At 59.8% G+C, this 24,571-nt stretch carries 18 protein-coding genes; 7 read left to right on the forward strand and 11 right to left on the reverse strand.

From position 1 onward, the window contains the following. Nucleotides 1-17: 17 nt before the first annotated feature. Entirely contained in the window at nucleotides 18-5,105 is a 5,088-nt protein-coding gene (pks13, locus tag ACWXWJ_RS07235; protein ID WP_473963992.1) for a polyketide synthase Pks13, read from the forward strand. Nucleotides 5,106-5,152: 47 nt separating this feature from the next. After that, nucleotides 5,153-6,712: an acyl-CoA carboxylase subunit beta gene (locus ACWXWJ_RS07240; protein ID WP_473963993.1), complete on the forward strand. Its 1,560-nt coding sequence runs from the start codon at nucleotides 5,153-5,155 to the stop codon at nucleotides 6,710-6,712. 21 nt (nucleotides 6,713-6,733) lie between these two features. Here the strand turns inward: ACWXWJ_RS07240 and ACWXWJ_RS07245 are convergent, their stop codons facing one another. The 9 genes from ACWXWJ_RS07245 to trmB form a co-directional block, all read right to left on the reverse strand. Continuing rightward, a complete protein-coding gene (locus ACWXWJ_RS07245) occupies nucleotides 6,734-7,486 on the reverse strand; it encodes a hypothetical protein (protein WP_448306849.1) in 753 nt (250 codons plus the stop codon). Further along, the gene (locus tag ACWXWJ_RS07250; protein WP_473963994.1) at nucleotides 7,470-8,030 is read right to left on the reverse strand and encodes a DUF6114 domain-containing protein; all 561 of its coding nucleotides are present in this window, start codon (nucleotides 8,028-8,030) and stop codon (nucleotides 7,470-7,472) included. Before ACWXWJ_RS07250 ends, ACWXWJ_RS07245 begins: the two co-directional genes overlap by 17 nt. Continuing rightward, nucleotides 8,017-8,586 carry a DUF6230 family protein gene (locus ACWXWJ_RS07255; protein WP_473963995.1) on the reverse strand — a complete coding sequence of 190 codons (570 nt, stop codon included), beginning with the start codon at nucleotides 8,584-8,586 and terminating at the stop codon, nucleotides 8,017-8,019. The genes ACWXWJ_RS07250 and ACWXWJ_RS07255 overlap by 14 nt, the downstream gene beginning before the upstream one ends. A gap of 159 nt (nucleotides 8,587-8,745) precedes the next feature. Beyond that, nucleotides 8,746-10,008 carry an MFS transporter gene (locus ACWXWJ_RS07260; RefSeq protein ID WP_473963996.1) on the reverse strand — a complete coding sequence of 421 codons (1,263 nt, stop codon included), beginning with the start codon at nucleotides 10,006-10,008 and terminating at the stop codon, nucleotides 8,746-8,748. A 150-nt stretch (nucleotides 10,009-10,158) separates the two neighbouring features. Further along, nucleotides 10,159-12,264, reverse strand: coding sequence for a PhoX family protein (locus ACWXWJ_RS07265; RefSeq protein WP_473963997.1), 2,106 nt, complete (start codon nucleotides 12,262-12,264; stop codon nucleotides 10,159-10,161). A 274-nt stretch (nucleotides 12,265-12,538) separates the two neighbouring features. Beyond that, entirely contained in the window at nucleotides 12,539-12,967 is a 429-nt protein-coding gene (locus tag ACWXWJ_RS07270; RefSeq protein WP_473964009.1) for a DUF3054 domain-containing protein, read from the reverse strand. Nucleotides 12,968-13,038: 71 nt separating this feature from the next. After that, a complete protein-coding gene (locus ACWXWJ_RS07275; RefSeq protein ID WP_473963998.1) occupies nucleotides 13,039-14,109 on the reverse strand; it encodes a lysylphosphatidylglycerol synthase transmembrane domain-containing protein in 1,071 nt (356 codons plus the stop codon). Further along, complete coding sequence (locus ACWXWJ_RS07280; RefSeq protein ID WP_473963999.1) at nucleotides 14,109-16,469, reverse strand: MMPL family transporter; 2,361 nt, start codon at nucleotides 16,467-16,469, stop codon at nucleotides 14,109-14,111. Before ACWXWJ_RS07280 ends, ACWXWJ_RS07275 begins: the two co-directional genes overlap by 1 nt. Before the next feature lie 80 nt (nucleotides 16,470-16,549). Continuing rightward, a complete protein-coding gene (gene trmB, locus ACWXWJ_RS07285) occupies nucleotides 16,550-17,314 on the reverse strand; it encodes a tRNA (guanosine(46)-N7)-methyltransferase TrmB (protein ID WP_473964000.1) in 765 nt (254 codons plus the stop codon). Nucleotides 17,315-17,366: 52 nt separating this feature from the next. Here trmB and ACWXWJ_RS07290 point away from each other — a divergent pair, with 52 nt between their 5' ends. The 3 genes from ACWXWJ_RS07290 (at nucleotide 17,367) to ACWXWJ_RS07300 (ending at nucleotide 21,010) form a co-directional block, all read left to right on the forward strand. Next, a complete protein-coding gene (locus ACWXWJ_RS07290) occupies nucleotides 17,367-18,296 on the forward strand; it encodes a hypothetical protein (RefSeq protein ID WP_473964001.1) in 930 nt (309 codons plus the stop codon). A gap of 45 nt (nucleotides 18,297-18,341) precedes the next feature. After that, a complete protein-coding gene (locus tag ACWXWJ_RS07295; RefSeq protein ID WP_473964002.1) occupies nucleotides 18,342-18,935 on the forward strand; it encodes a DUF6802 family protein in 594 nt (197 codons plus the stop codon). Nucleotides 18,936-19,189: 254 nt separating this feature from the next. Beyond that, nucleotides 19,190-21,010 carry a phosphoenolpyruvate carboxykinase (GTP) gene (locus ACWXWJ_RS07300; protein ID WP_473964003.1) on the forward strand — a complete coding sequence of 607 codons (1,821 nt, stop codon included), beginning with the start codon at nucleotides 19,190-19,192 and terminating at the stop codon, nucleotides 21,008-21,010. 130 nt (nucleotides 21,011-21,140) lie between these two features. Here the strand turns inward: ACWXWJ_RS07300 and ACWXWJ_RS07305 are convergent, their stop codons facing one another. Both ACWXWJ_RS07305 and ACWXWJ_RS07310 read right to left on the reverse strand, forming a co-directional pair. After that, nucleotides 21,141-21,476 carry a hypothetical protein gene (locus tag ACWXWJ_RS07305; protein WP_473964004.1) on the reverse strand — a complete coding sequence of 112 codons (336 nt, stop codon included), beginning with the start codon at nucleotides 21,474-21,476 and terminating at the stop codon, nucleotides 21,141-21,143. Between the two features lie 128 nt (nucleotides 21,477-21,604). Beyond that, entirely contained in the window at nucleotides 21,605-22,918 is a 1,314-nt protein-coding gene (locus ACWXWJ_RS07310; protein ID WP_473964005.1) for a hypothetical protein, read from the reverse strand. A gap of 226 nt (nucleotides 22,919-23,144) precedes the next feature. Here ACWXWJ_RS07310 and ACWXWJ_RS07315 point away from each other — a divergent pair, with 226 nt between their 5' ends. Next, entirely contained in the window at nucleotides 23,145-23,588 is a 444-nt protein-coding gene (locus ACWXWJ_RS07315; RefSeq protein WP_473964006.1) for a DUF2231 domain-containing protein, read from the forward strand. 81 nt (nucleotides 23,589-23,669) lie between these two features. Next, nucleotides 23,670-24,233 carry an SRPBCC family protein gene (locus ACWXWJ_RS07320; protein ID WP_473964007.1) on the forward strand — a complete coding sequence of 188 codons (564 nt, stop codon included), beginning with the start codon at nucleotides 23,670-23,672 and terminating at the stop codon, nucleotides 24,231-24,233. The last annotated feature ends 338 nt before the right edge of the window (nucleotides 24,234-24,571 follow it).

The following is a 24,571-nucleotide window of genomic DNA, read 5'->3' on the forward strand; positions in this document are numbered from 1 at the left end:
GGAATCGGCGACTTTCCATGGCAGACAACCAGCAGGACGCCCCCTCGGCGGACCAGCACTCTCGCCCCGCAACGATCCAACAGATGCGGGACTGGTTACGCACCTGGGTCGCGGATACCACTGGTCTGGACGCCACGGAGATCGCCGATGAGCGTTCAATGCAGGATTTCGGCTTATCCTCTCGCGATGTCGTCGTCCTTTCCGGTGACCTTGAGCGCCTGCTCGGCACCCACCTAGACGCCACGATTGCCTACGAGTTCAACACCATCGCCGCACTGGCAGAGCACCTGATGAATGGTCGCGGTACTGGTGCGGTTGTGGGTAGCGACGCCGCAGGCTCCGTAACCGGTGCTTCCGCCGCAGGCGGGCCATTGCCACTTGGCCAGCGCGATATTGCCGTGGTTGGCATGGCTGGCCGCTACCCCGGCGCCGAGAATGCGGATGAGATGTGGGAGATGTTCTGCAACTACCGCTCCGGCGTGGGCGAACTGCCCGCCGGTCGCTGGTCGGAGTATTCCCGTGATCCGGAAATGACGCGCCGCATGGAGCAAGCACAGCTGACCGGTGGCTATATCGAAGATATTGCCTCCTTCGACGCGGAGTTCTTCGGCCTGTCTCCATTGGAGGCTGCGAATATGGATCCGCAGCAGCGCATGATCCTACAGCTGACGTGGGAGGCATTGGAGGATGCACATATCCCTGCCAACCAGCTGCGCGGTAAGCAGGTCGGCGTGTTCATGGGTAACACCAATAACGACTACGGCATGTTGATCTCCGCCGACCCGGCGGAGGCGCACCCTTATGCCCTGACGGGTAATTCCAGTTCCATCATCGCTAACCGCGTGTCCTATGCCTTCGATTTCCGGGGGCCTTCCGTGGCAATGGATACGGCCTGCTCGTCGTCGCTAGTAGCAATTCACCAGGCGGTGCGCTCCTTACGCGATGGTGAGTCTGATGTTGCTGTAGCGGGTGGCGTCAACCTCCTGTGCAGTCCCTTTGCAACGGTGGCGTTTTCCGAGCTTGGAGTGCTCAGCCCGACGGGTGGTATTCGTGCGTTCAGTGATGATGCGGACGGGATTGTGCGTTCCGACGGCGCTGGTGTGGTCGTACTGAAGCGACTGGAGGATGCGCGCCGCGATGGCGATGACGTGCTGGCTGTGATTAAGGGCTCGGCGGTGAACTCCGATGGACGTTCCAACGGCCTGACCGCCCCGAACCCGGATGCACAGGTCGACGTGCTGCGCAGTGCATACGCCGATGCACGAATCGCCCCGCAGTCCGTGGACTATGTGGAAGCCCACGGCACCGGAACGATCCTGGGCGACCCGATTGAAGCAACTGCGTTGGGTACCGTTTTGGGGCGCGAACGCGACATTGCTGAACCTCTGCTGCTGGGAAGTGCGAAGACGAACTTCGGACACACGGAGGCTGCCGCGGGTGTCGCGGGCGTCATGAAGGTCGTGATGGCAATGCGCGAGGGTGTGCTGCCGCCGAGCCTGAACTACACGGGGCCAAACCCCTATATTGACTTTGACCGCGAGCACTTGGAGGTCGTGGAGGATCCGCGCGAATGGCCAGAGTATTCCGGCCGCGCCGTTGCGGGCGTGTCCGGCTTTGGCTTCGGCGGTACAAATGCGCACGTCGTGATCGCCGCACCGGACCTAGAAGAGGAAGCTGCGGCGGGCGTGGGCAGCACCGCGGGCACCGTCGGCGTTGCTCCGATCGGTCTAGACCATGCAGATGCAGCGGGTGAGGCCCCGCGCGTTCTGCTGCCTGTGAGTGGTTTGCTGCCTTCCCGACGCCGCGAAGCCGCCGCAGCGCTGGCCGAGTACCTGGAGCAGAACCAGGAATCCTTTGCCGAGCCAGAGCAGCTTCGTGGGGTGGCCATGGCGCTGGCAGGCCACAATCATGGCCGCTCTCGTGGCGTGGTTTCCGCAGCGACGGTCGAGGAGGCCATCGCCGGGCTACAGCGCATCGCTGCAGGTAAGCAGAACGCGACGGCTAAGACAGCTGACTCTCCGTCGGCCAACGGCCCGGTGTGGGTGTTCTCCGGCTTCGGTTCCCAGTTCCGCAAGATGGCCAAGGATTTGTACGAGCTATCTGAGTTCTTCGCCGCGCGCCTGGATGAGCTGGATAAGGTCGTGCTGGCCGAATCCGGCTGGTCTTTCACCGACATGGTGCTGGACGATGAACAGAACTACGACACTGAGCGCGCCCAGGTGGGCATCACCTGCGTCCAGATTGCGCTGAATGACCTAATGCGAGCGCTGGGCACGAAGCCCGCCGCTGTTGTCGGCCAGTCGATGGGTGAGATCGCAGCGGCCTACGCCGTGGGCGGAATCACCGCCGAAGAGGCCGTACGAACCGCTTGCCACCGTGCCCGCCTAATGGGCGAGGGCGAGCGCCTCCTCCCAGAGGACAAGCAGGGCGCCATGGCGGTTGTCGAGTTCGGAGTAGAGGAGCTAGCCACCTTTACCGCCGAACACCCGGAATACTCCCAGGTAGAGCCTGCTGTGTACGCCGCGCCGGGCATGACCACCGTCGGTGGGCCCGCCGAGCCGGTGCAGAAGCTCGTCGAATACCTGGAAGGCGAGGGCAAGTTTGCCCGCCTGCTGAAGGTAAAGGGCGCGGGGCATACCTCGATGCTGGATCCGATCCTGGGTGAGCTGCACTACGAGATCAGCGACCTGGATCCGCAGCCCATCCACACGCCTCTGTACTCCACCGTGGATCGTGGCCGTGTGTACACCCCGGGCGAGGTCGTTCACGACGCCGAGTACTTCCTGCGCTGCACGCGCCAGCCGGTCTGGTTCTCTGAGGCGACCGGTAAGCAGTTCGACGATGGTTATCGCACCTTTATCGAGTTCTCCCCGAACCCGGTGGCGCTAATGCCTTTGATGAATAACTCCTTCGCCCACAACGCCAGCGATTCCAAGCTATTGTTCCTGCTCAAGCGCAAGGAGCCAGTGTCCCAGACCTTGCTATCCACCCTCGCGGAGCTTTATGTGCAAGGCGCGGATCTCAACCTGAAGGCCCTGGCCGCTGGGTCCCGTACCCCGCAGGATCTGGCGACGGTTAAGACCGGTGCGCGTAGCCCGCTGCCGAAGGTGCCGGGTACGCAATGGAACCTGCAGCGCCACTGGACCAGCGCCCGCCCCTCCTCCGGGCCCGCTGTGGACTTGCCGGGCACCCGCGTGAACCTGCCCGACGGTCGTGTGGTCTTCAGCGTGCCCGCCGAGGACGTGCCCAGCATTGCGCTGCTGGCCGAGGCCGCGGCTGAGGCGCTGACCGGTGGCGATGCAGGACAGGCCACCGTAGCCGCCACCCGCGACCACGCCCCGTTGCCGACTGCCGGCCAGCTCACGACCATCGCCTCCGGTTCGTTGGGCGGTTGGTCGTTGTCGATCTATGCTGCCGATGCGCCCGGTGCGCAGACAATGCCGCTGGTTGCGGAGGTATTCATCGCCACTCTTGGTGGTGTAGCTGAGGGTATTGGAATGGACGCCACCAAGGCGCCAGGAACCGCCGATTCCGGCGTGGCGCCGGCGGCTCCCGCTGCCCAGGCGCTGGCAAAGGAGAGCGCGGGCAACACACTCCCGGAGGTCGATGAGACCGCGGATCGCTGGGACCCGAATTCCGGCGAGTCCGCCGGTGATCGCCTGCGCGCGATTGTCTCCGAATCCATGGGTTATGACATTGAGGACCTGCCTGGTGAGCTGCCGTTGATCGATCTGGGGCTCGATTCCCTGATGGGCATGCGTATTAAGAACCGCGTGGAATACGATTTCGATCTGCCTCCACTGCAGGTTCAGGCACTGCGCGATGGTTCGGTGGACGACGTGATTGCGCTTGTGGAGCAGATGATCGCGGAACGTCACTCGGTTGAGAATGCTGCTGCCGGTACTGCTGACACGGCTGCCGGCGGAGAAGGAGGCGTCGCCAATAACAATGGTGAAGACAGCGACGGCGGAGACAACGACAGTGACGCAGCGACCGATTACACCGCGACGGGCGGTGGCGTGGCGCCGCGCGACGCCAGCGAGCGACTTGTCTTCGCTACCTGGGCAAAGGTAACCGGCAAGGCCGCTCCGGGCGTGACTAGTGAGCTGCCGAGTATCGACGAGGAACAGGCTCGTGGCATCGCGGAACGTCTTTCCGAGCGTTCGGGTGCAAAGGTCAGCGCGGAAGATGTACTGGCCGCCGACACTTTGGAGCCGCTGAGCGAGAAGGTGCGCAGCAGCCTGGAAAGCGAAGTCGAGGGCAATATCCGTGTTCTCCGTGCACGCTCTGAGGGCAGTACTCGACCAGCGGTGTTCCTGTTCCACCCGGCAGGCGGATCCTCTGTTGTGTATGCGCCCCTGATGCGCCGCCTGCCGGAGGACGTTCCGGTGTACGGCGTGGAGCGTCTGGAAGGCGAGCTGGCTGATCGCGCGGCCTCCTACCTGGAGGAGATCATCGAGCTAGCCGACGGCCAGCCGGTCGTGTTGGGCGGTTGGAGCTTCGGTGGTGCCCTGGCTTATGAAGTCGCTCACCAGTTAGGTAAGCGTGCTGCCACGGGGGAGCCGAGCGTGGAGATCCAGCGGATTGTGCTGCTGGATACCGTGCAGCCAAAGAACCCCGCTCCGGATACTAAGGAAGAAATGCACGCGCGGTGGGATCGCTATGCGGCCTTTGCCCAAAAGACGTATGGTCTGCCGTTAGAGGTTCCGCACGAACTGCTGGATCAGCAGGGCGAGGGCGTGATGATGCAACTCTTCCAGCAGTTCCTGGCATCGCCGGAGGCGAAGGGTATGGGGTTGCCCGCGGGCGTTCTTGAGCACCAGCGCGCCAGCTTCGTGGATAATCGCATCCTGGAATCCCTGGACTTCGGTGCATGGGCCGACGTGAAAGCGCCGGTCACGCTGTTCCGCGCGGAGCGGATGCACGACGGTGCGATCGAGCTCGAACCAGCGTACGTCGAGATTGCCGCAGACGGTGGCTGGGGCGCGATCGTCGAGGACCTGGAGATCATTCAGCTGCGTGGCGACCACCTAGCTATTGTGGACGAGCCAGAGATCTCTAAAGTGGGACGTGTAATCGCCGAGCACATCATGGGTGGCAACTAGCCCCGCACACACGGATAGACGGCGAAGAAAAAGAAGGGACATTCATTGTGACTGCTGCCGACGAGGGCACAACCGCCGAAAAGCTGGCGGAACTGCACCGCAGGCTGGAACAGGCGCAGGATCCGGGCTCCGAGAAAGCAAAGGCCAGGCGCGACAAGGCGGGATTGACGACTCCCCGCCAGCGCATCAACGCGCTTCTCGACGAGGGCACGTTCGTGGAAATCGGGGCGCTGGGGCGCACTCCAGGCGAAGAGGATGCTCCCTATGGCGATGGCGTGGTCACCGGCTATGGCCGGGTTGGCGGACGCACCGTCGCGGTATATGCCCACGATAAGACGGTATATGGCGGCTCTGTGGGTGAGACCTTCGGTAAGAAGGTCTGCGAGGTCATGGACATGGCCATTCGCATTGGCTGCCCCGTCATCGGCATTAACGATTCCGGTGGCGCCCGCATTCAGGACGCCGTGATGTCCCTGGCAATGTACTCCGAGATCTCGCGCCGACAGCTACCTCTAAGTGGCCAGTCCCCACAGATCTCCATCCTGCTAGGCCCTTCAGCTGGTGGCGCGGTGTATGCGCCCGTGACCACCGACTTCGTGGTGGCCGTCGAAGGTCGCACGCAGATGTTCGTCACTGGCCCAGCCGTCATCGAATCAGTGACGGGCGAGAAGATCTCGATGGAAGAGCTCGGCGGTGCGCGTCAACAAGCCCGCAACGGCAATGTTTCCTACGTCGCAAGCAGCGAAGAGGATGCCTTCAACTACGTCAAGGATCTGCTGGATTTCCTACCTGCCAGCACCTTTGACGAGACCCCGGAGTTCTGGGCGCCGAATGACGAGCTGACCGAGCGCGACTTTGAGCTCAACGACATCATTCCGGATGACCCGAACGCGGGTTACGACATCATGGAGGTGCTCACCCGCATCTTCGATGATGACAATGTGCTGGAGGTCCAAGGCGACTACGGTTCCAATGTCGTCACGGCTTTCGCCCGTATCGACGGCCATGCGGTGGGTGTCGTGGCCAACCAGCCGATGGAACTGGCCGGTTGCTTGGACGCCGACGCTGCGGATAAGGCTGCGCGCTTTATCCGTATTTGTGACGCCTACAATGTCCCCCTCGTGTGGGTCGTGGACACACCCGGATACATGCCGGGCGTGGAGCAGGAAAAGGCCGGCCTGATTCACCGCGGCGCAAAGCTGGGCTTTGCCACGGTGGAAGCCACGGTGCCGAAGGTGACCGTGGTGGTGCGCAAGGCCTTCGGTGGTGGTTATGCCGTGATGGGTTCGAAGAACCTGGGCGCGGATATCAACCTGGTCTGGCCGACTGCGCAGATCGCCGTGATGGGTGCAGAGGCTGCTGTGGTGATGATGCAGGGCAAGGCTCTGGCTGCGATGCCAGAGGAGCAGCGCCCGGCGGCGAAGAAGATGTTTATGGACTTCTATAATGCGAACATGACCAGCCCTTATGTGGCAGCGGAGCGGGGTTATGTGGATTCCGTGATTACTCCGGATCAGACCCGCATCCGCCTGCGTCAGGCTATGCGCCAACTGCGTAACAAGCAGGTGCTGGAGCCGCCAAAGAAGCACACCATTATGCCGATGTAGCTGCCCTTCTTGCCGGGGCGTTTACATCCCGATCTGGGTGCCCTTGGGTAGCTTCAGCTCGTCGGCCTTCACGAAGTACGTCTGCATGGTGCCGTTTGTCATCTCCAGGTGCTCGGAGAGCGCGTCTGGCGTGCCCAATCCGATCTTCTTCGCGGCTTCCTGCAGCTCCTTCGGCGCCATGTTTGCGTCGATGGGCAGCGGGATCAGCGGTAGTCCGGCCACGCGCGGGGTGACGTTAAGCGAGCTCACCACAATGTGAAAATTACCGGTCAACGTGGTGATCTGTCCCGGTCCAGTCCGCTGCCAAATGCCACCTCCAGAGCCTGCTCCCGGAGTCGGGAACTGCACCGAAAGGTTCGTCAGGATCGCCTTGTCGGCGTCGATCCGCAGCGCGGGCTTTGGCCCCTGGGGCGTGGCCTGTTGTACGAGCGACATCTTTACGTGTCCAAGCAGGCGCGTGTTGTCGCTCTTGATCACGTAGGTGCCATTCTGCACAGGTCGCTCGCCCTTGATTGGGCCCGGCGGAGTGAGATCCACCCGCAGGTTCTCCGGCACCTTCGGAGGCGAAGGAGGCGGTGGCAGCTTTGGCGCCGGTGGCAGCTTTGGTGCTGGTGGCAGCTGTGGAGACTGCGGTAGGGGAGGCAGCGGCGGGAGCTGCAGCTGCGCCTCGGCAGTTGGCGACATCTCGACCGCCATCGCTGCCACCAGCCCGCACATCGATGCTGCGGCGACAACGGCCTTGGCAATGCCGCCGCGCTTATGCTGCTTGCTCATCGACCTTCCTTTTCTTGACGCCCTTAGGCTCCTTTTCTTCATCCGTCCACGACAGAGCCAAGGCTCCGCCAATAACGGCACATAAGGTTCCTATGACAAAGCCACCGATATTCGACATTGGGAGCGCCACAATGCCGAGGATGAGCGACGCTACACCAGTGAGCAGTCGAGCGTCGGGCTTAAACCATGTCATGAGGCCTGAGGTAATAAGCAGGGCGCCAATAAGTAGCGTGGATACACCGGAGATCGTGGATACCTGAATAATGATGTTCGATACCTCGAACGACAGGTAGGCCGGAACGATCATGATGATGCCCGACAAAAGCATGAACAGCCCCGCCGCGAAGGGACGGCTGCGACGCCAGCGGGTGAAGCCACGGGTGTCCTTTACCGCGGGTACCTGGTTCTCCTCTGCGTCTTGATCGACAGCGGTGTTCGGCGCACTTTCCGCATCGAGGTCTGCATCTAGATCTGGGTCGTAGTTCGGATCCAGCTCGGTGGTTGGGTCTGCCTCGGGGTTTGTGCTGGAGTTAGCACTCGGCATTGTCTTTATCCACAATCGCGATCTTGCTGCCACCTGCGGTCATCTTATCCGCGGACAGAGAGGTCGCCTCGATGCCCTGGCCCTTCGCTGCCAGGGAGTCGGCGTAGATGCCCCAGGCACCGTCGGGCGCATCCTTGTCGATCTTGCCCGCGTCCACACCAATCTGCGGGTTCTTCAATGTCAGGTCACCGGAGAGCTTGCGGGCGCCGATCAGCATGTTGTCGGCGGAGAAGTTCTGACCTGGAACGGTCATTTGGAACTTCTTCTCGCCAACCCCAGGTAGGTTAATCGGGGCAGTCATGCAGACATCCGTTACCTTGGCATCCTTGATACGCAGGCGCGAGATTGCTTGATCACCGTTGTGCATCTTGTCGACGTCGGTGAACAGGTCGAAGCCCTTGCCATCCAGTTCCCCGACTTCCATGTTGAAGATGGTGCCGGAAAGCGCCAGGTGGGCGGATACGCCGCCCTGGGCGACTGCGACGCCCATGCCGGCTGTGGCTAGCAATCCCACGCCGAGAATCGATGCGAATCGTACTTTACGAGTATGTCCCATGGGAGTGATCTTAAACACACATCGGAGTGAAAGGAGGTTTTTTATCTAAAAAAATGTATTGGTTTAAATAATTTGGAACCCCAATGCGAACAAAGCTCTCATTTTTAGTTCACGCGCTAAGTGTTTGCTGAAAGGGCTATGGCTGGCATTGTGGCGTCATTAAGAATCAGCTCTCACTCGTCGCATGGCGGCAAGGGCGGTGACGAGGGCGATAAAGGTCAATAGGATCAGCCACCCGATAAACAGGCCCCAACTGTGGGCAAAGAAGTAGCCGGACACCCAGCCAATGACGGAAGAACCGAGATAGTAGCTCAGGATGTACAGGCTGGAAGCCTCCGCGCGATCCTGCCGCGCGACTTCGCCGACCCATGCACTAGCAATTGAGTGAGCGGGGAAGAAGGTGGCAGTAAACAGCAGCACGGCCACCAAGGTGGTGGGAATGGTCGGGATAAAGGCGAAGAACAAGCCGACCAGAGCCAATGCGATGCACGTGACCACGACCTTGGATTGGCCAAAGCTGTTGACCATCTTGCCCGTGCGGGTGGAGGTCCAGGTGCCCGAAAGGTAGATGATGAAGACCAGGGCAGTCAGTGATTCCGGCAGACCGAAAGTATGGATCAGCCGAAAGGTCATGTAGTTGTACAGGGAGACGAAGCTACCCATCAGCAGGAAGGGCAGGAGGAAGAGCTTCAGCAGGATCGGATCACGCAGGTGGTTGGTGAAGGCCTGAACTTCATGGGACAGGGTGATCTTCTTTGGTGTGAAGAACTGCTGCTTGGGCAGAACCCAGGTGGTGAGAAGCGCCATCGAGAATGCGAAAACGGCGCTCAAGAGTGTTGCGATACGCCAATTAGTGAACTCAAGAGCGATTCCCGGGATGAGCCTGCCGATGAGGCCGCCGAGTGAATTACCGGCAATATAAAAGCCCATGATGCGGGGTAAATAACGGCGATCGATCTCTTCGGAGAGGAAGGCCATTGTCACGGCAGGTACGCCCGCCACTGCGATGCCCTGTAAAAGCCGCACTGCGATGATCGACTGGATCGAGGGGAGTGCAACGAGCGCCAGGGAAAGAATGGTAGCCGCCAGGACGGAAGCTTGGATGACGTGGCGACGGCCGAAGCGCTCCGAAACGATGCTTAGCGGGATGACCATGAGAGCTAGCCCGCCCGTGGTGGCCGAGACGGTGAGTGCCGCCAAGGAAGGGGAGATGCCGAAATCCTCTGACAGAGCCGGGAGGACAGCCTGGGTGGCGTACAGAGCGTTGTACGAAGCCAGACCGGAACAAAGGGAGGCAATCAGCGCCTTCTTGTAGCCCGAGTCCTCCGGAGTAAGGGGGCGGACGTCGGTGGTCACCGCTGTTGGCTCCTTTCTGCGGCTGCTCTTCGGTCGCGTGTTGTTTGATGGCACCCTGTCACACATAGCGTTATACACCCACGCTAATTGGCTACATTCAATAAGCAAGCTTGCTCCCGGCCACCGATGGGGTCCGAAGCTGGGTAATTTCGGGCATAAAAATGCTCCCTCTCGACGAAACGCGAGAGGGAGCTGGCTCAAGCCCTAGGAAACTGCTTAGGCGCCGATGGTGCCGAAGTCATCCTTCCAAGCCACCACGGTGGCCGGGCGGGCGATGGAGTCGCTGCCGTCTGGCCAGTGGGACTTGGAGGTCTTGACGGTAGCTTCCTCGTCCTCACCCGGGTGCTGAACGTTGACAATAACGCGCTTATCGAAGACCAGTGGGCCACAGGTCTCAGCGCCTGCCGGTACGGTCAGGAACTGCTTGGTCAGGCCACGGGAGTCGCCCTCCAGGGCTACAGCGAACAGGCCGTCGTTGGACTCCAGAGCATTGCCGTCGGTGGAAACCCACAGGTTGCCGAAGGAGTCGAAGGTGACGTTGTCCGGGCAGGAGATAGGGGACACCTTGGACTTGTCGAAACCGCCGAAGTAGGTCTCGGCCTCATCTGGGTCACCGCAGACCAGCAGCAGGTTCCACTTGAGTTCCTCGCCGGTGAAGTCATCCTCGATTTCGATGACCATGCCGTTCTTGTTTTCCTTGACCGGGGCGTACTCCTTGACCTCTTCGTAGTCCTTGCCCTCTTCCTGCACGCCGCGGTACTTGTTGTTGGTCAGCGAAGCGTAGATCTTGCCGGTGGTCGGGTGCGGCTCGACATCCTCTGGGCGGTCCATCTTGGTAGCGCCGACTTTGTCGCCTGCCTCGCGGGTGAAGACGATGACCTCTTCAGCAGACATGCCGTCCACGTGGGATTCTGCGGAGCCGTCCTCCTTGACGGTAACCAGCTTGATCCACTTGCCGGTGCCGTCGCACTTCTCGCCCTTCGGCGGGTTCTCGGAGTCGAAGTCCTTGTTGTTGCCCTCGAAGGTAGCAACGTACAGGGTGCCCTCGTCCAGGATCTTCATGTTCTCTTCGCGATCCTTGTCGGAGTTACCGCTGCGGATCTTGCGGGAAGAGACGAACTTGTAGATGTACTCGAAGCGAGAGTCGTCGCCGGAGTAAGCAACTACGGTGCCGTCGTCGGTGACGTGAATGTTGGAGCCCTCGTGCTTGAAGCGACCCAGAGCGGTGTGCTTGACCGGGGTGGACTTCGGATCCCACGGGTTAACCTCAACCACGTAGTTGAAGCGGTGTGGCTCGTTCGGCTCCTTGGTTACGTCGAAGCGGTCGTAGTGCTTCTCCCACTGACGCGCAGTCTTGGCATCCTCGATGCCGTAGCGGCTCAGGCGCTCGCGCACCTTCTCGTCCTTGACGTTCTCGCCACCTGCGAAGTACTGGTCAACGTTCTCCTCACCGGAGAGGATGGTGCCCCACGGGGTGACGCCACCGGAGCAGTTGTTGAAGGTGCCCTTGACGATCTTGCCTTCCTTATCGTCAGAGGTCTTCACCAGCTTGTGGCCAACGATCGGACCGCGCAGCTCGAACTCGGTGGTGCCGGTCAGGCGGCGGTTGTACTTGCCCATAACAGGCTTCAGCTTGCCATCCTTGCTATTGCCCTCAACCTCAACAATGGACATGCCGTGGTTGGCCAGCTCGATGTCCACGTGCTCCTTGGAGGGGTTCTCCAGGTCGTAGTCCGGGATCATCTGCTGCGGGGTGGTGTACTCGTGGTTGGAAACCAGCAGGAAGCGGTTGTCCTGACCCTCGATCGGTAGCAGGGCTGCGAAGTCGCAGTTAAAGCCGTACTGCTTTGCGGCGGCCTCGGCGGTCTGCTTGTCTACATCGAACTCAGGAGCGCCCTCGACAACCGGGTCGCCCCAGCGGATAACAACCTCGGACTTGTAGCCAGCCGGAACAACGACCTCGTCCTTGGTGTTCGGCTCGACCATCTCGAACTTCAGGCCGTCCGGTGCATCAACGTCGCCGTTGGAGCCGCCGCCCTTGTTCTCACCGTTGCCACCCTTGGCCTCGCCGTCCTTGCCATTGTCGTCGCTGCAGGCTGCCAGGAAAGAAGCGCCACCGACGGTAACGACTGCTGCGCCACCGGCGCGCAGTGCAGTACGACGGGAGAAGGTTCCCTGGATCAAGTCCATGAAGTAGTTGTTGTCGGACTTGTTGTTGACTGGCTTGGAGCAAGCGTCACCGCACTTGTAAACGCAGGTGCGGTGGGAGCGGCTGGACGTGAAGTCCATCTTCTTCAGCAGGTTACGACCCTTAAGGCCCATGGGGGATCTCTCCTCGATGTTCGTAGTCGGCCGAGCCGCAAATACGGTGCTTATCCGCGGTTTTGCTGCCGGCCTATAACTTTTGTTGAGTTTTATCGTCATCTGCACACGCTGGTTTTGCCATGCCATTTCGTCATGTCGTCTCATCGCGCCCGGCCAGTCACTGCCGGATGTCTAATGAGCGTGTACGGACTTCTTGCAAAACTCTAAGGAATGCGAACGAACCCCATGTGGCGCAAAGGTGTACGCCAGGTTAAATCAACTGAAATCTACTTCACTTGCCGAAGATCCGACCCATGCGCTTCATGCGGGAGAGCCTCCCCAGCCTGCGCATCCTCCCCAGACGAAACATTCCGCGCCATCCGAATAGGAGCAGGCCGCTCATCACCGTCGCGACAATCATGAACGACCAATGCGGAACCTCCCCGTGCCGGACACCCCAAATGCCCAGGCCGACGATCACATTGACGATCCACACCAACGCGCCCGTAGAGAATTCAAAGCCACTGCGTCCACTGTGCCCACTGCGCGGTCGTACCACACCAATCCACAGCAGTGCCCATACGATCGCCACACCAATCAGGAATGGCCAGGCGGTATCCAGCCAGCCCGTGAAGCTCAGCGGCATCTCGGGAGTGTTATGAGCAATGCGCGCCAGCAGCGCAAACAAAAGAACAGCGAGCACGTCGAAGCACAGCGCCATCCCCGGGGCGCGCTGGACGGTGCCGGGAGTATCGCCTGTGGAGGTGCGGTTGGTGGTCATAGCTTCGTATCCTACTGTGCCGGGCCGACGGGTTCTTCTTGCTTTTCTGTTTGACGCCCAGTCTCCGCGGTTTTCTTTTCATCGGCACCTTTGGGGTTAACCATCTTGGTGGCGAAAAAGACGATCCAGCCCACGAGGGTAAGCCCCACGAAGCTGAGCATGCGGAAGACGATCACGGCGCCGAATGCCTGAACCGATGTCAGCGTGGCGAAGCCGACCAAACCACTGGTCAGGGCCACATCCACGGTGCCTAGGCCGCCGGGTGTTACCTGCGCCTGTCCCACCAGCTTTGCAGTGAGGAACGCCAGTACCACGCCGGCGATAGGCGGCGTGGCACCGACGGCGTAGACGCAGCACAGCAGGCAGAGAATCTCAAAGATCCAATTTCCCAGGCTGGCAGAAATAGCCGCGGTGAGCTTAGACAGTGGTAGCTCTACGGCGGAAAGCTGGTGGGAGAGTCCCTCCACCTTGTCGGTGAAACGATCTGCGGGCTTGCCGCGACGCGTGTTGTAGGTACGCAGGCGGTTAACCAGCCAGCGTTCCACCTTGTCTGGGTTGGAGGCCACCCAGTTGGTCAGGAAAGCCAGACCAATCATTGCAAGTAACGAGAGCGCCAATGTCATTGGTTTTACGGTTAGCCCCAGGAAGAACACCGCACCGATGGCAAGAATTGCCATCCCACCGCCAGCTAGAGCTCCCGAAAGCAGCATGTACCAGCTGGCGATCACGGGTGTGGCTCCCCACTTCAGCTGTTCGCGGAAGATCATGGCGGCCGACAGTGCCGGCCCGCCGGGGAAGGTCGCAGACCAGGAGTTTGCTGCTAGTCCCAGCCAGTTCACGCTACTGCGTTTGACCTTCACCCCGGCGCTGCGTAGCAGCACCACCATCACTTCGGCCTGGGCAATCATGGAGATCGCCAATGCCGCAACGGCCAGTCCGATCCAGCGTTTGTCCGAGTGCCGGAGGGCACGCCAGCCTTCTCCGATGAAGTGCAGGTGCTCCCGGGCGAGAAAGGCAATGAGGCCTATCAATGCCAGCGAGAGCAGAGCCCTGACATCCGCACGTCGCAACAAACTACGCATTAGTAATCGCCCTCGTGGTGCGCCTTGTCAGTCTTTTCGTCAGTCGTCTCGTCGGTGGCATTGCGGCTGTTTTCCATTCGGCGCATCAACTCCGCGAAAGGCAAATCCCGCTGACGCGCGGGAGCCTCGCCGGGACGTTGGGCGGGCACGGGGGCGATGGCGTCCACACCAGAAAGCTCCGCGACCGTCACTCGCGAGGAGGAACGTGGTCGCATAGATTCGTGCGATCCGGATTCCAGCTGCTCATTGTGCCCGACCTTCTCCGAAAGTCGCTTGACCCAACGCGGGGCCCACCAGTTATCCGGGCCGAGCAGATGCATGACGGAAGGTACAAGGAGCATGCGGATGATCGTCGCGTCCAGGATGAGGGCGATGACCATTCCGAAAGCGATGTACTTCATCATCACGATCGACGAGAAGCCGAAGGCGCCACAGACCACAATCATGATCAGCGCAGCAGCGGTAATGATACTGCCGGTGGTCGCTGTGCCGAAGCGGATCGCCTGATCGGTCGAGGCTCCGCGGGCACGGGCTTCGACCATGCGTGAGACCAGGAAAACCTCGTAGTCGGTTGAAAGCCCAAAGACGATGGCGATGATCAGCACCAATACGGGCGAAGTCAGCGGGCCGGCGGTGAAGTTAAACATGTCCGCGCCGTGGCCGTCGACGAAGATCAACGTCAACAGGCCAAGGGTGGCGCCGGTGCCCAGGATATTCATGATCACGGCCTTAGCGGGGATGATCAGCGAGCCGAAAATCATAGCCATCAGCACGAAGCTGACGAGGACGATGTACAGCAACATCCACGGCAGCTTCTCAAACAGCGCGTCGATGGACTCGACCTCCAAGGCCGGAGTGCCCGCGACGTACACATTGGCGCCGTCGACGTTAATGTCCTCCAGGGAATTGACGATCCGGTCGTTATCCTTGCGGTCGGTAATACCGGTGGACAGCACCGTGACGCCGTCCTTCGTTGGGCGCGAAACCTGGAACGGGGCGGTGAGGCCCTCGATGGCATTGGCTTCCTTGTACACCGCACCCACGGCCTTGGAATCGCCTTCGATAACCAGCTTGATCGGATCGGTGCGGAACTGCGGGAACTTCTCGGTGAATTCCTCCTGGTTCACGCGCGTCTGATTCGACGGCGGCAGGTAGGTCTCGTTCATGCCACCCAGCTTGATGCCGGCGATCGGTACGGCCAAGAGCAACATGCCACCGACGATGACTACCGTAAACAGCTTGGAGTGACGCATGGCAAAGGCCGGAATACGTCCCCAAATGCCATTGACCTGTTCAGAGCGACGACGGTCGCGCTTTTTCTTGAACGACAACTTGTCGATATTCGGCCCGAGCATTGCAAAGATACTGGGGAGTACAGCCACCGACAGCAGTGCGGCCAAGCCCACTGCAGAAATTGCACCGAAAGCCACGGACTTCAAGAACGCCTGCGGGAAGATAAACAGTCCGGAAAGCGCCACGGCCACCATGGCGGCGGAGAAGACCACCGTCTTGCCTGCCGTGGCGGTCGTGTTGCGTACGGAAGTACGGGTGTCATTGCCCTCTGCCATCTCTTCGCGGAAGCGGGAGACCATGAACAAGCCATAATCGATGGCCAGCCCCAGTCCCAGCAGAGTTACAACGGACTGTGCGAAAACGTTGATCTGCGTGAAGCTGGCCAGGATCGCCAGCACGCCCATGGAGCCCAGGATCGACAGACCACCGACCAGTAGTGGCATGAATGCGGCGATCAATCCACCGAAAACGAGCAGCAGCAGTAAGCCCACGGCAGGCAGCGCGTAGACCTCGGCACGGTGGATATCGCCTGCCATGCCCTCGTCCAGGGAATCGGAGACCGCCGTTGCGCCAGCAATCTGGACGTCCACGCCAGGCGCGGTAATGGCCCGCAGATCATCCTCGATCTTGCGGAAGTTGATCAGTACGTCGTCCTCCACGCCCTTTAGCCCAATCGAGGCGAACGCAGCGGTGCCGTCCGGGTTGGCCATAGCAGACGGGCCCCGGTTGAAGTAGCTGGTCACACCGCCGATCTCATTGGGGTGATCCTGACGCAGCTGCTCGATTTGGCGGGTGATGTTTTGTTTCACCTCGTTCGAGGTCGCACCCCCCGGCTTATCGCTGGTGACCATCAGGATGATGTCCCCGTTGGCGTCACGACCAAAAACATCTTGCTCGATCTGCGCGGCCTTCGTGGACTGCGAGTTGGGGTCGTCCCAACCTTCCTGGCTCATCCGGTCGGCCAGTTTCAGCCCGGCGACGACATACAGCACCAGGATCGCCGCAATGATCACCAGTGGGATCAGCCGGCGGAACCGGTAAGCGACATCGCCCCAAGAGCTAAACAACGTGTGATCCTTTCCTTTCAAGTTCCCCTTAGTCTACGAATCCGACCAGGGCGAATGGCAAACCAATCAGGGCGTGTTAGCTATTTCTTCCGCCACAGGTACTCGCGGATTACGTGTTCCTTGTCCAGGCCTTTACCCTCGAACTTCGTGATCACCTGGCGATCTGTGAGCTGCGGAATGTCGGACTGATCCTCCGGCCAGCCCAGGAATTCCAGCTGCTGTTCCACCTCCACCAGCTCGTCGATCCACTCGGCATAGTCCGCGTGGTCGGTAGCAATGTGCAAAATGCCACCGGGTTTGAGGCGGGAAGCAATCAAGTGCAGCGTGCCGGATTGCACGATGCGGCGCTTGTGGTGGCGTGCCTTAGGCCACGGATCGGGGAAGTAAATGCGTACGCCGGACAGTGATTCGGGGGCGAACATGCGCTGCAGGACTTCCACGCCATCGCCACGGATCATGCGCACATTGTGGATTTCGCCGCGCACAACAGAGCCCAGCAGTTTGGCCAGCCCAGGGCGGTAAAGCTCGACGGCAACAATATTCTTTTCGGCTTCCAAGTGAGCCATTGCGGCGGTGGACGTGCCGGTTCCGGAACCAATTTCCACGATCGTTTCAGCTTCTCGGCCAAACCATTCAGGCAGGTCGATGACCTCGTCGGCGAGGACTTTGCCCAGGTGGGGCCAGTGTTCGTTCCAGAGAGCCTCCTGGTTATCGGTCAGGGTGCCACGACGGAAGCTGAAGTTTCCCAGTCGCGGATAGTCGCGACCATCGTTAAACTCTGTCTGTAGAGGTCGGCCTGGGGGAAGGCTGCCTGGCGTTTTATCAGAATTATTCATCTCGACCATTCTTGCAGATGGTTTGCAGAATGTCTTAAGCCAAGTGGGGGACTTAACAATCATGTTGAAGACCATTTCGGTCATCGGCCCGGACGCGCGTGTCGTGGCCGAGTGCGCTGCGGCGCTGCGTGCGCGAGTAGAGAGCACGGCAGAAGCGGGGGAGAGGCTAGAGGTCATCGAGGGAGCTGGTCCAGAGCGGCACCCGGACATTGTCGTGGCAGCGGTTGGTCGCTCGACGCAACAGGATCGCGAGGTTGCCCGGGCCGTTGCACAAGCCATGGGCGTGGTGCTGTTGTGGCCTTTTGGTAGTGACGCCCCCTCGTCCGAATGGGCTGATACTCCAGGATGGGTGTGGTGTGACACCGTGGAGGAGGTGTGCGAATGGATCCGCACGCTGGGGGTGGACCTTAATGAGTGGGAGATGCAAGCGCGCCGAGCAGATGCCGAGCGTGTAGATCGTGTGCGTATCGCTACGCGCTTGAGTGCGACGCGGATCGCCCAGGAGGTGCTGGATGGCGCCGGTGATACGAACGGGCGCGCTGGCGGAGCAGGAGGAGCTGCAGGTTTTGCGCACCGGCATGCAGTGTTTATGGCGCGGCTGCGGCTGGCGGTATTGGAGCAGGGTGTGTTGTTCCCGGCGCTTCCGGAGGCGCAGGCGGAGGCTCCAGCCCGGCCTGCTGTGGAAATGGGATCCCGTGCGGGCCTGGTGTTGGCTGCCGCCGCTGGGCTGGCAGCGGGGCTGGGTTTGGGCACCATGGTTGGCAGGTTATTTGGCGTAATTGCCGGAATCCTTGTGGGAGTGTTCGTGACCTTGGTTGTGGTAGGAGCGCGACTGGCAATGCAGCGATCCGCAGCGCTGCGAGTCCGGGTTGCCAAGGAGGGGGCGGCTCTGCGAACCCACTGGGCAACGGTGGTGACGGAGGTGGTCGCCCGGCTAGAGGTTCCGCCGGTCGCGCCTCGAATCCGCGAACTGGCAATAAAGACGCGCTAGTGAATCGCTAATGAAAATGCAGGGGTGAAAACGGAGGGGATGGACATGAGTGATTTTCCAGGGGATGGCCTCGGCCTAGACGGTGCGGGCGATTACGCGGGCATTGTCGGCGGTAACAGCGGGGCTCTGCCACAGAATCCGCTGGTCGATCTGATCGGTGGAAACGAGCTGCACGGCGGGAACGAGCTGCACGGTGTCGGAGAGAGCGAGATTCGCGACGGACTGACTGTTGAGTACCAAGGCCGTGAGTACTACGTCAACGAGCTGAACCTCAGCGATCCGCATGCTCACGACCCGAATCGGGCGCCCGGCCACGGTGGTTGGGGTGCCGGTGCCAACAGTGTTGAAACTAGTGGAGGATACAGCGGGGCCGGTGGATCTTATAGCACTGGAGTGGAGGAGTCCGTCACGATTGCCGACGACCAGGGGATGAGCATCCTTTCTGATACGGATGGTGACGGCAAGGTGGATTATGTCTCCTCAGTCTCTTATGACGGACAATGGTCAGCCTGGCGGTGGATAGAGCCCGCGGAGGCGGAGGGGGCGTCATCAAGAGGCAACAGCGACACCCCCAATCCGGGGAGGTCTCGTTGGGAAACGGATGCTTGGAAATGCGTTGATCGGGGGCAATGGGGTTAGTGAGGGTGTGACCTGCGTCCACTCCGTGTGGAACCAAAACATCGCCGCGTTGCTTCGCGATAGTCTGGGGGCATAAGGGGCTCTTGTGCCGTAGTGCAGGCCCGGAAAATTACAGATAGCAGCTATATCGAACGCCCAAGAACCACAGGATTTAGTAGACTTTAGGTGAATGCAGCCGGGGTTTGAACTGGACGTTTTAAACATACGGACGGCTAAGTCGGGTTGTGGGAAGAAATAACGTAGGGAGAATATCGATGACCATTCGAGGACTTGTCGGCGAGGCGCCCACCAAGAACCAGGAAATGCTGAACTGGATCGAGGAGGCCGTGGAGCTTTTTCAGCCAGAATCAGTCGTGTTCTGTGACGGCTCCGAGGAGGAGTGGAATCAGCTGGCAGAGCAGCTGGTTGAGCAGGGTACCCTGATCAAGCTGGACGAAAAGGCGCAGCCGAACTCCTTCCTGGCTCGCTCCAACCCGTCTGACGTTGCGCGTGTGGAGTCCCGCACCTTTATCTGCTCCAAGACCGAGGAAGGCGCAGGTCCCACCAACAACTGGATGGATCCGGAGCAGATGCGTGCGGAGATGCGCGAGCACTTCTCCGGCTCCATGAAGGGGCGTCGTATGTACATCGTGCCCTTCTGCATGGGTCCGATTACCGATCCGTCTCCGAAGCTGGGTATCGAGATTACGGACTCCCCGTACGTGGTTATGTCCATGCGCATTATGACCCGCATGGGTAAGGAAGCGCTGGATAAGATCGGTGAGAACGGCGAGTTCGTTAAGGGGCTGCACTCTGTAGGTGCTCCGCTGGAGCCCGGCGAGGAAGATTCGACTTGGCCGTGCAACGACACGAAGTACATCACCCAGTTCCCTGAGGATCGTGAGATCTGGTCCTTTGGCTCTGGCTACGGTGGTAACGCCATCTTGGCTAAGAAGTGCTACGCCCTGCGCATCGCCTCGGCTATGGCACGTGACGAGGGCTGGATGGCCGAGCACATGCTTATCCTGAAGCTGATCAGCCCAGAGGACAAGGCTTACTACATCTGTGCAGCTTTCCCATCTGCTTGTGGCAAGACCAACCTGGCCATGATCCAGCCGACCATCCCGGGCTGGCGCGCAGAGGTCGTCGGTGACGACATTGCATGGCTGCACTTCGGCGAGGACGGTCGCCTGTACGCGGTGAACCCGGAGAACGGCTTTTTCGGCGTGGCACCGGGTACCAACTACGCCTCCAACCCAATGGCAATGAAGTCCATGGAGCCGGGCAACACCCTGTACACCAACGTTGCCCTGACCGACGACAACAACGTGTGGTGGGAGTCCAAGGAGGGCGAGCCTCAGCACCTCATCGACTGGCTGGGTAACGACTGGACCCCGGATTCCGGCAACAAGGCCGCACACCCGAACTCCCGCTACTGCGTGCCAATCGAGCAGTGCCCGGTTGCCGCACCGGAGTTCAACGACCCGAAGGGTGTGCCGGTTTCCGCCATCCTGTTCGGCGGTCGCCGTGCGGACACCGTGCCGCTGGTTACCCAGGCACGCGACTGGAACCACGCCACCTTCATCGGCGCTACTCTGGCTTCCGGCCAGACTGCCGCTGCTGCCGAGGCTGCTGTGGGCTCCCTGCGCCACGACCCGATGGCTATGCTGCCGTTCATCGGCTACAACGCCGGTGACTACCTGCAGCACTGGATCGATATGGGCAACAAGGGCGGCGACAAGATGCCGGAGGTCTTCCTGGTCAACTGGTTCCGCCGTGGCGAGGACGGCCGCTTCCTGTGGCCGGGCTTCGGCGAGAACTCTCGCGTGCTGAAGTGGATCATCGACCGCATCGAGGGTCGCGTTGAAGCTGACGAGACCGTCGTTGGCTACACCGCTCGCTACGAGGACATCGACACCGATGGCCTGAAGGAGACCGAGGAGGACATCCGCGAGGCGCTGGCGGTGAACCCAGCTGATTGGGAGCGCGACCTGGCGGACAACGAGGAATGGCTGAAGTTCCTCGGTCCGAAGGTTCCGTCCGAGGTCTGGGACGAGTTCAATGGTCTGAAGGATCGCGTGCAGGCTGCGAAGTAGCTGTTAGTTGCGCTAGCGCTAGACGCTGATCTGAGCGAGGCGCCGGGAGAGCTTTTCTCCCGGCGCTTTCTTTGTGCCCAGGTTCTTTAAGCCGATGACGCCGCAGCCTCCGACCAGAGCGACGGCTCGCCTATGCGGCAGCGCGGATGTTCTGTTCGATCTCCCCGAAGGTTCGGGCGAAAAACTCGTCCACGCGGTCTTTGGCGACAATGTTGATGTTGAAGGTTTCCGTCATGGTGACGTTGGCTTCGCTGCCGTTCGTGGTGATGTCCACCTTTACCGGCGCGGTGTATTCGTTGTAAATGCCGGCGCCGAGCATGCGGAAACGGAACTGTTCACCTACACGGGCGCGTGCTTCGGTGGCATCGGCGTTCTTGGCCTTGTAGTTGGTCATATTTTGAAGCGCCTGAATAAGAGCCTCGGCGGACTTTTCGGTGCTTACGGTGAACGTCTTAGAACCGGACATGGTCGGTCTCCTTATTCCTTGCGATGATTACGTGGTGCCCACCGTAGTGAAAAGGGATCGCGAAAATGCCTGGTGGCTGAGTTCTTATTGAGTTGAACAAGATTTATAGCAAACCATTTAGGCACCGTTTAGTCGAAGAAATAAGTTCGTTCGCGAGTAATGAATGCGCCCTTGCCATTGTTGGAATTCCAGCAGGTCAGCCCCTCATGAGCGGAGTGGCATACGTAGCGGCCATGGTAGACAGTGGTGCCGTAGGGGACGGTTTCTGTTGGTGCGTGGTCATTGATATCTGCCCCTTGGGGAAAATACGCGGGAGCGTCGTTCTTAGACCCAACAGTCTGAGTGTCGACATTCACCCACCAGTTGGCGTATTGTCCATTTTTCCCGTGTGGTTTGCTTTCCCGATATGACGCGACACCGCAGTTCAACGAATCTTTTTGGATGTCACACCCGATATTCTCGCTAGGGGTTTTGAAGACCGCGATATTCCCTAGGCTGTTGTGCTTAATCGTCCGCACCGGGCGGGCATCCGAAGGAATCGGCCCACCGGCCTTCGCGTATGCCCCTTCGGGGAGGTCCTTATTCGGGGAGGCTGGGGCGTCATTATCTGCAGCGCTCTTCTTTTCGTAGCCCGCAGGCAGATCGGGATTCGGCTTCTTTCCCTTATTTTTCTTGCTTTTCTTTTCCTTGTTTTCGGATTTTCCGGAAGACTCGCCGGAGCCGAAATTGGGGCCAGACTGGTTTTTCTTTAGCCCGCTCGCGTCGTCGGTGGCGTACCATTCCAGCTCGATTTGGTCGGCCGGAGTGCCCGTGACCTGGCTCCATTCGCTGTGCTCGCCTTCGGTGAGCTTCTTGCCGTCGAAGTTGTAATGAATCGTTGGTACCTCCGGACGTCCGCTCGTATAAGACCATTCGTAAATTCCATCTCCTTCGCTGGAAGCCGTTACGTTTGCGCGAGCTGCAGTGGTGCCCGCGCCCGTCACCAGTTCTTTATTTACGGCGAAAGGCTTTCCGTCCTGGCCAATTGCAATAAAAGTCACCGGTGAGAAATACTTGCAGTCATTCTTGAGTAACAACTCCGGAACTTCATCATTATTCGCCTCAATCAACGCATAAGAATAGGTGCCTGTCGGATAATAATCGTCGCGGTCGGAATGGTCGCGCTCGTATTTTTCCGGATTATTCAAAACATCCTTGTACGCATCGATCGCCTGCTGCGTCGGGTCGGCCTTCGTCTCCTCGCTGCCCTTCGTGTCGCCCCTATTTGTACTGCTTGCCGCCGTGTTGTCCTGCGGTTCGTCGCTCGAACAGCTGGTCATTGCTAAAGCTGCTATGGTCATGACGCCCACCGCCCCAACCTGCCACCGACCCCGCTTCGCGCGGGCGCCTAAGTGGCCTTCGGTTTTCGACGAGGGGCGGGTGAGGATGGAACGCAAACGCATGGAAAGTCCTTTGTTTGTGGTGATGATTTCCTTTAGTATCTTAAATTCTAATCATTATCGAGATGTTTTCATTCTATTTTCGCTGGGATCGTGCCAGATCCCCCAGTGGACTTTTGCTTAGCTAAAGCGAGGATTAACTCAGTTAGGGCAGCATTCGGTTGCTTAGGACAGCATGTGATTGTTCGCGGCTAACAAAACTAGTGCTGATACTTGTGGCATGTTTTCAATGATTGCCGGAGTACCCGGCCATCCTTTGTTTATCCACGCGGCAGTGGTATTCGCTCCGCTCGCTGCGTTTGCCACTATTTGGTGGGCTGTTCGGCAGCAACGCAGGGTGCTTGCTCGGGCTGCCGTGATCGTCAACCTTCTGTCTCTAGTGTTCACTTGGCTTGCGCGTTCATCGGGTGAAGCTCTGTTGAAGATGCAGGGTCTTTCCGAAGAAGATCCCGGCGCTCTGGCCAAGCACGCAGAGTATGCGAACTACCTGACGGCCAGTGTGGTCGTGTTGTTTGTTGCAGTTGTTGGGTTCTTCCTTGTCGACCGCTTCGCTTCTCTGCCTACTTGGCTGGCCAATGTGCTGCGCGTCGTTGCTGTGATTACTGCGATTGCAGTGATCGTGACAGTCGTAATGACTGGTCACGAAGGTGCTGTGCAGGTCTGGAACGACTAAAGAAGTGTGTTGCTCGAACCAGTGCTCGCGCGTTGACTAAAGCGCCAGTCTCGAAGTCCCCGGTGTTCTAGTCTGGGAGGCATGAGCACCGAAGATCAGACCGCAGAAGATCAGACTCGGCATGACCAGCAATCACAGCAGGTCAGCCGATGGGTGGTTAGCGATTTCATTGATATCGATGCCACACCGGAGGAAATCTATGAGCTAATCTCCGATGTCACCCGCACCGGAGAATGGTCGCCAACGTGTAAGCGCTGCGAGTGGCTGGGCGAACCTGGCCAGGTGGGGAGTCGTTTCAAGGGAACCAACGAAACGTCCGAGCGTACCTGGGAAACAGTATCCCAAGTTGTAGCAGCGGATCGCCCGCACGAATTCGCATGGGTGGTTGGGCCGGATGCTCAGCCTGACGGTTTCGTGCGCTGGGGCTACCGTGTGGAGCCGCTCGGTGGGGCTGCGGGCAACGGTGCGGGCATGCGTACGCGACTCTATGAGGATTGGAATTTTCACGAGGCCGGCCGAGCTGCATTCTTCAAGAAGTGGGGTGACCAGGGCGAATCGGAAGCGGAGAAGCGCCGCGAAGCTGCCCTGGCGGGGATTCCCGAAACGCTCGCGACTATCAGGAAGATTGCCGAGGCTGGCAAATAGGTAGCCCACAAAGCGCAACCCGGCACCCCGTGGCGCAGTCAAACTGGCTCCCTGTAGCGAGAGATGTTGGCTCTTTGCGGCTGGGGGGAGCTCCGCGGTGGATAAAAACCTGTTCTGCAGAGGGGTGTTCCGGGTGTGTGGAGTGGCTACAGAATCGGAAATGTCGTTAGAACGGGAATGCGCAACCATGCGCCATGGTCCCCTGACCGGCTGCAGGTCTCTGAACTGCGGTTTTGTGGTAATGCAAATTATTCGCAGTAACGTATTCTCGTTCTAGCGACATTTGAGCCAACACCCCGCTTCGCCACCCTTGAGTCGCTGCCCATTTCCATTATTGG

The sequence above is a fragment of the Corynebacterium sp. p3-SID1761 genome (assembly GCF_055862885.1).

Coding starts and splice junctions, on each gene's coding strand:
- trmB (WP_473964000.1), bottom strand. CDS start 17,314: ATGGTCGAGATGAATAATTCTGATAAAACGCCAGGCAGCCTTCCCCCA.
- ACWXWJ_RS07265 (WP_473963997.1), bottom strand. CDS start 12,264: ATGGGCCTTAAGGGTCGTAACCTGCTGAAGAAGATGGACTTCACGTCC.
- ACWXWJ_RS07290 (WP_473964001.1), top strand. CDS start 17,367: ATGTTGAAGACCATTTCGGTCATCGGCCCGGACGCGCGTGTCGTGGCC.
- ACWXWJ_RS07245 (WP_448306849.1), bottom strand. CDS start 7,486: ATGAGCAAGCAGCATAAGCGCGGCGGCATTGCCAAGGCCGTTGTCGCC.
- ACWXWJ_RS07255 (WP_473963995.1), bottom strand. CDS start 8,586: ATGGGACATACTCGTAAAGTACGATTCGCATCGATTCTCGGCGTGGGA.
- ACWXWJ_RS07270 (WP_473964009.1), bottom strand. CDS start 12,967: ATGGCGCTGTGCTTCGACGTGCTCGCTGTTCTTTTGTTTGCGCTGCTG.
- ACWXWJ_RS07310 (WP_473964005.1), bottom strand. CDS start 22,918: ATGCGTTTGCGTTCCATCCTCACCCGCCCCTCGTCGAAAACCGAAGGC.
- ACWXWJ_RS07315 (WP_473964006.1), top strand. CDS start 23,145: ATGATTGCCGGAGTACCCGGCCATCCTTTGTTTATCCACGCGGCAGTG.
- ACWXWJ_RS07250 (WP_473963994.1), bottom strand. CDS start 8,030: ATGCCGAGTGCTAACTCCAGCACAAACCCCGAGGCAGACCCAACCACC.
- ACWXWJ_RS07305 (WP_473964004.1), bottom strand. CDS start 21,476: ATGTCCGGTTCTAAGACGTTCACCGTAAGCACCGAAAAGTCCGCCGAG.
- ACWXWJ_RS07300 (WP_473964003.1), top strand. CDS start 19,190: ATGACCATTCGAGGACTTGTCGGCGAGGCGCCCACCAAGAACCAGGAA.
- ACWXWJ_RS07320 (WP_473964007.1), top strand. CDS start 23,670: ATGAGCACCGAAGATCAGACCGCAGAAGATCAGACTCGGCATGACCAG.
- ACWXWJ_RS07260 (WP_473963996.1), bottom strand. CDS start 10,008: ATGTGTGACAGGGTGCCATCAAACAACACGCGACCGAAGAGCAGCCGC.
- ACWXWJ_RS07275 (WP_473963998.1), bottom strand. CDS start 14,109: ATGCGTAGTTTGTTGCGACGTGCGGATGTCAGGGCTCTGCTCTCGCTG.
- pks13 (WP_473963992.1), top strand. CDS start 18: ATGGCAGACAACCAGCAGGACGCCCCCTCGGCGGACCAGCACTCTCGC.
- ACWXWJ_RS07295 (WP_473964002.1), top strand. CDS start 18,342: ATGAGTGATTTTCCAGGGGATGGCCTCGGCCTAGACGGTGCGGGCGAT.